The 5,209-nt window shown below is 47.2% G+C and carries 5 protein-coding genes; 3 read left to right on the top strand and 2 right to left on the bottom strand.

The window, feature by feature from the left end; translation table 11 throughout:
• Positions 1-368: 368 nt before the first annotated feature.
• Both RM811_RS08925 and RM811_RS08930 read left to right on the top strand, forming a co-directional pair.
• Positions 369-500, top strand: coding sequence for a hypothetical protein (locus RM811_RS08925; protein WP_402523084.1), 132 nt, complete (start codon positions 369-371; stop codon positions 498-500).
• 180 nt (positions 501-680) lie between these two features.
• Positions 681-2,240 (top strand): SulP family inorganic anion transporter, encoded by a 1,560-nt coding sequence (locus RM811_RS08930; RefSeq protein ID WP_402523085.1) that lies wholly within the window; start codon positions 681-683, stop codon positions 2,238-2,240.
• A 76-nt stretch (positions 2,241-2,316) separates the two neighbouring features.
• Here the strand turns inward: RM811_RS08930 and RM811_RS08935 are convergent, their stop codons facing one another.
• Positions 2,317-3,780 (bottom strand): FMN-binding glutamate synthase family protein, encoded by a 1,464-nt coding sequence (locus tag RM811_RS08935; RefSeq protein ID WP_402523092.1) that lies wholly within the window; start codon positions 3,778-3,780, stop codon positions 2,317-2,319.
• Positions 3,781-4,037: 257 nt separating this feature from the next.
• On the opposite strand from RM811_RS08935, the gene RM811_RS08940 reads away from it, so the two are divergent.
• Complete coding sequence (locus tag RM811_RS08940) at positions 4,038-4,463, top strand: DUF962 domain-containing protein (protein ID WP_402523087.1); 426 nt, start codon at positions 4,038-4,040, stop codon at positions 4,461-4,463.
• A 433-nt stretch (positions 4,464-4,896) separates the two neighbouring features.
• Here the strand turns inward: RM811_RS08940 and RM811_RS08945 are convergent.
• Positions 4,897-5,209 (bottom strand): hypothetical protein (locus tag RM811_RS08945; protein ID WP_402523089.1); only part of this gene is annotated, 313 nt, incomplete at its 5' end.

The raw sequence follows: 5,209 nt of genomic DNA on the forward strand, positions 1-5,209 counted from the left end.
TCCAACCGGCGATGGTGCCGATCAGCGAGCCGCTATCATACAGCGACCGATTTCGTTGTCAAGCGATCGTTTTTCCGTAGAAGAAAGAAGCTTTCCAACTCACTGACGTTGCCGCTCGGGCCGTGTCAGTGGAGGCGCATAATACCGCACCCCATTGATTTGTCAATTGCTTATTTTTCAATCAATCTTCAAATCGTTCTTCCCGGTCAGCAATCAACTTTCGTTTCGCTGTCCCGACATGTGTCGTGGAAGAGGAGCGCATTATAGGGAACTTATCTGAAGTGACAACCTGTGCAAAATACCTACACTGCCATATCTGTAAAACCTGCTTCCTTTATCTACCTTCCAGTAAAGCAGGCATCCCAATCTTGCAGCAATTGCCTTTGCCCGGGGGCTTCTTTAATATGCGCTGCATACTAATAGACAACGAGAGCCTGGCTCAACCCATAACGCTGTGCATCGTTACCAATGCTGATGATTACATTATTAATGACAATTAACATTCATCATCTTTTGATTGTTCACAGCAACCTGCATCTCAACATCAACCATCCCGAAAAATCAGGATGGGTCGAAGTAACTTAATAGCTCAATCATTAACCATTAGCGTTTTAAACAGTCTCTGCCTGATCAGCTAATGTTACCTATCCAATTATTATTATGTTTAATGGAGACTCGGTTTGTTTGAACCTCACGTCAGAAATATCGCCTCGATGAAGAATGATCTTCTCTCGGGCTTAACCGTCGCCCTGGCACTGGTGCCGGAAGCCGTTGCCTTTGCCTTTGTTGCTGGCGTTGATCCACTGGTCGGCCTGTATGCTGCTTTTATGGTCGGTCTGATCACCGCTGCCATTGGCGGTCGCCCGGGCATGATCTCCGGCGCCACCGGTGCCCTTGCCGTGGTAATGGTTAGTCTGGTAGCCAACCAGGGCGTTCAATACCTGTTTGCAGCGGTTGTCCTGATGGGCATTCTTCAGGTACTTGCCGGCGTCTTTAAACTTGGCAAATTTATTCGCATGGTGCCTCACCCCGTTATGCTGGGGTTTGTTAATGGCCTGGCCATCGTGATTTTCCTTGCCCAGTTAAGTCAGTTTGGTGTGGGGAATGAAGCAGGCTGGTTAGCCGGCACATTCTTTGAGAACAGCATTATTGATGTTGCCTGGATGGCAGGTATCGAACTTTATATGATGGTTGGACTGGTTCTGCTGACCATGGCCATTATTCATTTCCTGCCAAAACTGACCACCGCCATTCCTTCCTCTCTGGCCGCCATTATTGTGGTTACTGCGCTCGCCCTGGGTCTTGGACTTGATACCAAAACGGTGGGTGAAGTGGCTGGTATTGCCGGTGGACTACCAGCCTTTAGCATTCCTTCAGTACCTTTTACCTTTGAAACCCTTGCTATCATTTTCCCGTATTCCCTGATTCTGGCAGCCATCGGTATTATTGAATCCCTGCTGACCTTAAGAATGGTGGATGAAATTACCCAAACCCACGGCAGCAGTAATCGTGAGTGTATTGGCCAGGGTGTTGCCAACGTGGTGACGGGTTTCTTCGGAGGCATGGGCGGCTGTGCGATGATTGGTCAGAGTATGATCAACGTAAACTCTGGTGGCCGTGGTCGTCTTTCCGGAATTTCTGCGGCACTGTTTCTGCTGGCATTTATTCTGTTTGCGTCTTCTTTAATAGAGATGATTCCTGTCGCTGCCCTGATTGGCGTAATGTTCATTGTCGTAATAGGAACCTTTGAGTGGAGTAGCTTCCGGATTATGAACAAGGTGCCTAAGGGTGATGCCTTTGTTCTGGTACTGGTCTCCGTAGTGACCGTTCTCACCGACCTTGCCATGGCCGTTATTATCGGTGTTATTGTTTCTGCCCTTATTTTTGCCTGGAAGCATGCCAGGCACATCCGGATTGAAAAGCAGGACGATCACGATGGCTCAACGGTTTACAAGGTTCATGGCCCCTTGTTCTTCGGTTCAACCACGCACTTCCTGGAACAGTTTTCTCCTAAAAACGATAACAAAGACATTATTATCGACTTTCAGGATTCCAAGGTGTGTGACCATTCAGGACTGGAAGCTATTGATACACTGGCAGAACGCTATATGAACAGTGGTAAAAAACTGCACCTTCTCCATCTGAGTAATGATTGCAAAGAACTATTGATAAAAGCGGGTAATCTGGTGGAAGTCAATGTGATCGAAGATCCGAAATACTTTGTTGCTACTAATGCCTGATCCCTGTTACTGAATAAAAAGTTAAGTGTATAAAAAGCCCGGAACTTCTCCGGGCTTTTTATTTAACCTGATATCCCTATCCAGATTTTTTGCCATCTGGATAGGGATAAAGCTGATCCAGTGATACCGACAAACCACTTCCCGTCACTTGCCGGGCATGTTTCCTTTGCAACTGCCTGGGTTCTTTCACCCCACAGGCATGAGCGATCAGCTCCACATCATGCACCAGATTATCGTGGTAACTGGACACTCTGCCCGCCTTATCCTCAGGAACCAGTCCACGCTGCAACTTTCGTTTATGGGTGGTAATGCCTGTTGGGCAGGTATTCTTATTACATTGCAGTGCCTGAATACACCCGAGAGATAACATAAAGCCCCGGGCAGATACGGCAAAATCAGCTCCCATACAGAGTGCCCAGGCAACGTCTGATGGATTGATTAACTTACCCGAACAAATCACTGCAATCCGACTTCTCAAGCCGTGGGCAATGAGCAGGTTATCCACATAAGGCAGACTTTCTCTCAACGGCAGTCCAACATCATCCATCAGGGCCATGGGCGCAGCGCCAGTACCGCCATCGCAGCTGTCGATGGTCATAAAGTCCGGGGCAGATTCAATCCCTCTTTTGTGGATTTCCTGACAAAGATCTTCCAGCCACTGATCCGCACCCAGTACAAATTTGATACCTGTGGGTTTACCCGTCACAGAGCGAACTCGCTCAATCATATCCAGCAAATCACCGGTGCAATTGATTTCCGGATGACGATTAGGGCTGATTGAATCTTCACCGGCGGATATCAGTCGAATGGCGGCTATTTCTTCCGTCACTTTCTCTTTCGGGAGAATGCCACCCTTACCCGGTTTAGCACCTTGAGACAGTTTGATTTCAAACAGTCGAACCTGCTCATGACCGGCCACCTCCCTTAATGCGTCATCGTTTAAATTACCTTCCTGATCACGCACGCCGTATTTAGCCGTGCCAATCTGAAAAACAATGTCGCACCCGCCCTCAAGATGATAAGAAGAAAGCCCCCCTTCCCCGGTGTTGTACCAGCAGCCCGCCATTTTTGCCCCCCGGGATAATGACTGAACTGCAGGTGCAGACAGGGCACCAAAACTCATACCCGAGATATTAAACAGGGAGCCTGGACGATAGGGATGTCGAGCATAAGGACCCAGCAAAACACTGTCGATTTCCAGCGCATCTTCCGTGAGCGTAGGGTAAGGGCAATTTAAAAAAAGCACCGAACCGGTTTCCCGAATACTCTTGCTGGATCCGAAGGCTACGGTTCGATCGACATTCTTGGCCGCTCGGTATACCCAGGATCTTTGTGCCCGGTTGAATGGCATCTCCTCTCGATCACCGGCAAAAAAATACTGCCGAAAAAACTCACCCACATGTTCAAAAAAGTAACGAAACCGACCAATCACCGGATAGTTACGGCGAATCGTATGCCGGGTCTGGTGTTTATCCACAATATAGATAACCACCAGCGCAATCACACCCAAACCTGCTGCCAATACAAACAGTGATGCCATTACCTGCATAATGGCCGTTAGCAATGTCACATATTGATGGTTGAGCAGCTCCATTCCCATTTCTACATTCATTTGATTAGCCTCAGCCCTTTATCTGGTAAGAGTTTTTTCGGCTTAACGGGTCAGAGTCTGTAATACAAATCAGCAAGGCGAGGCGGAAATAGTTGCCGGGCGGCCATCTTCTTGCGAGCAACCATCCCCGTTAGTTAAAGTGGCAATGAGTTACAATAATAAAAACAGAAAAAAGGCATCCAGATATGAAAACCATTGAGCAATGGTTTAGCGAGTACAGTGAGAGCCATCAAAACCCTGCCAACAAATTAATCCACTGGTTCTGTGTCCCATCCATCCTTTTCAGTATTGTCGGCCTGCTGTGGTCTATTGCTCCCATATCCGCCTGGGTTGCCATGGCAATCAGCATGCTATTTTATTTCAAGCTTTCCTTTCGATTGTCACTGGCCATGATTATTGTATTTGCACTTTCTGCTGCCTTATCGGAAGGTCTTGGCGAGTACCTGCTGCCAGCCAGCGTAAGTATTTTTGTCGTCGCCTGGGTATTCCAGTTTGTGGGTCATAATCTGGAAGGCAAGAAGCCATCTTTTTTCAAGGATGTGCAGTTCCTGTTGATTGGGCCGCTGTGGTGCCTGGGTTTTTTATTCCGAAAATTTAAGATTCACTATTGAGGAAACCTGCGAATAAGTCCCTTTTTTCACAATTACCTTCAGTAGCATCAATGGCCTCAGAGGGTGGAACTGGACTTATTCGCACCGTTCCTTTTCCTGGAGTTTACTGCCGCAGGTCGATCTGTACGAAAATACATTCTGCGGCTTCGATCACTAGTGTTATGACGTCGCAAAAAATGGGAGCGAGCATTAGCAGCTGTATTAGTCTTTCGACTACAGACCGTACATTCAAATGGTGTTTCTCTAGTATGGGTCGTTGTGTGATTATTCAGGTGATTTTGCTGGGAAAAAGCTTTGTTGCACTCTTTACAAACGAAGCGCTTTTCCCCACCATGATTTAGCAAATGAGTCTTCAAGCCCTTTTGGCTAGCAAATTTTTTACAACAATCATCCCATTGGCAAACAGTACTACTATGATTTTTGGCATGTTCCTTTAAGTGTTCATAATAATCATCATCCGTAGAAAAGTGGCTCTTTTCGCAATTGCCCCACATACATGTTTTTTCGCTATCGGTAGCTCCAGTGTTTTTGGCGCCATCGGCGACCACTGCCAACGACTCTTGCTGTGAAGTTTGCGACTTGCTATCAGAACGACTGTCTTCACTACTATTAAAACCAGAGGAGTCACAACGACTAAAACCAGAGGAGTCACAACGACTAAAACCAGAGGAGTCACAACGACTAAAACCAGAGGAGTCACAACGACTAAAACCAGAGGAGTCACAACGACTAAAACCAGAGGAGTC

Origin of the sequence: Endozoicomonas sp. (assembly GCF_031844845.1) — a bacterium.
Lineage (GTDB): Bacteria > Pseudomonadota > Gammaproteobacteria > Pseudomonadales > Endozoicomonadaceae > Endozoicomonas.

Bases quoted from the DNA above. Each gene is read 5' to 3' on its own strand.
- RM811_RS08935 (WP_402523092.1), bottom strand. From the start codon at position 3,780: ATGGCATCACTGTTTGTATTGGCAGCAGGTTTGGGTGTGATTGCGCTG.
- RM811_RS08940 (WP_402523087.1), top strand. From the start codon at position 4,038: ATGAAAACCATTGAGCAATGGTTTAGCGAGTACAGTGAGAGCCATCAA.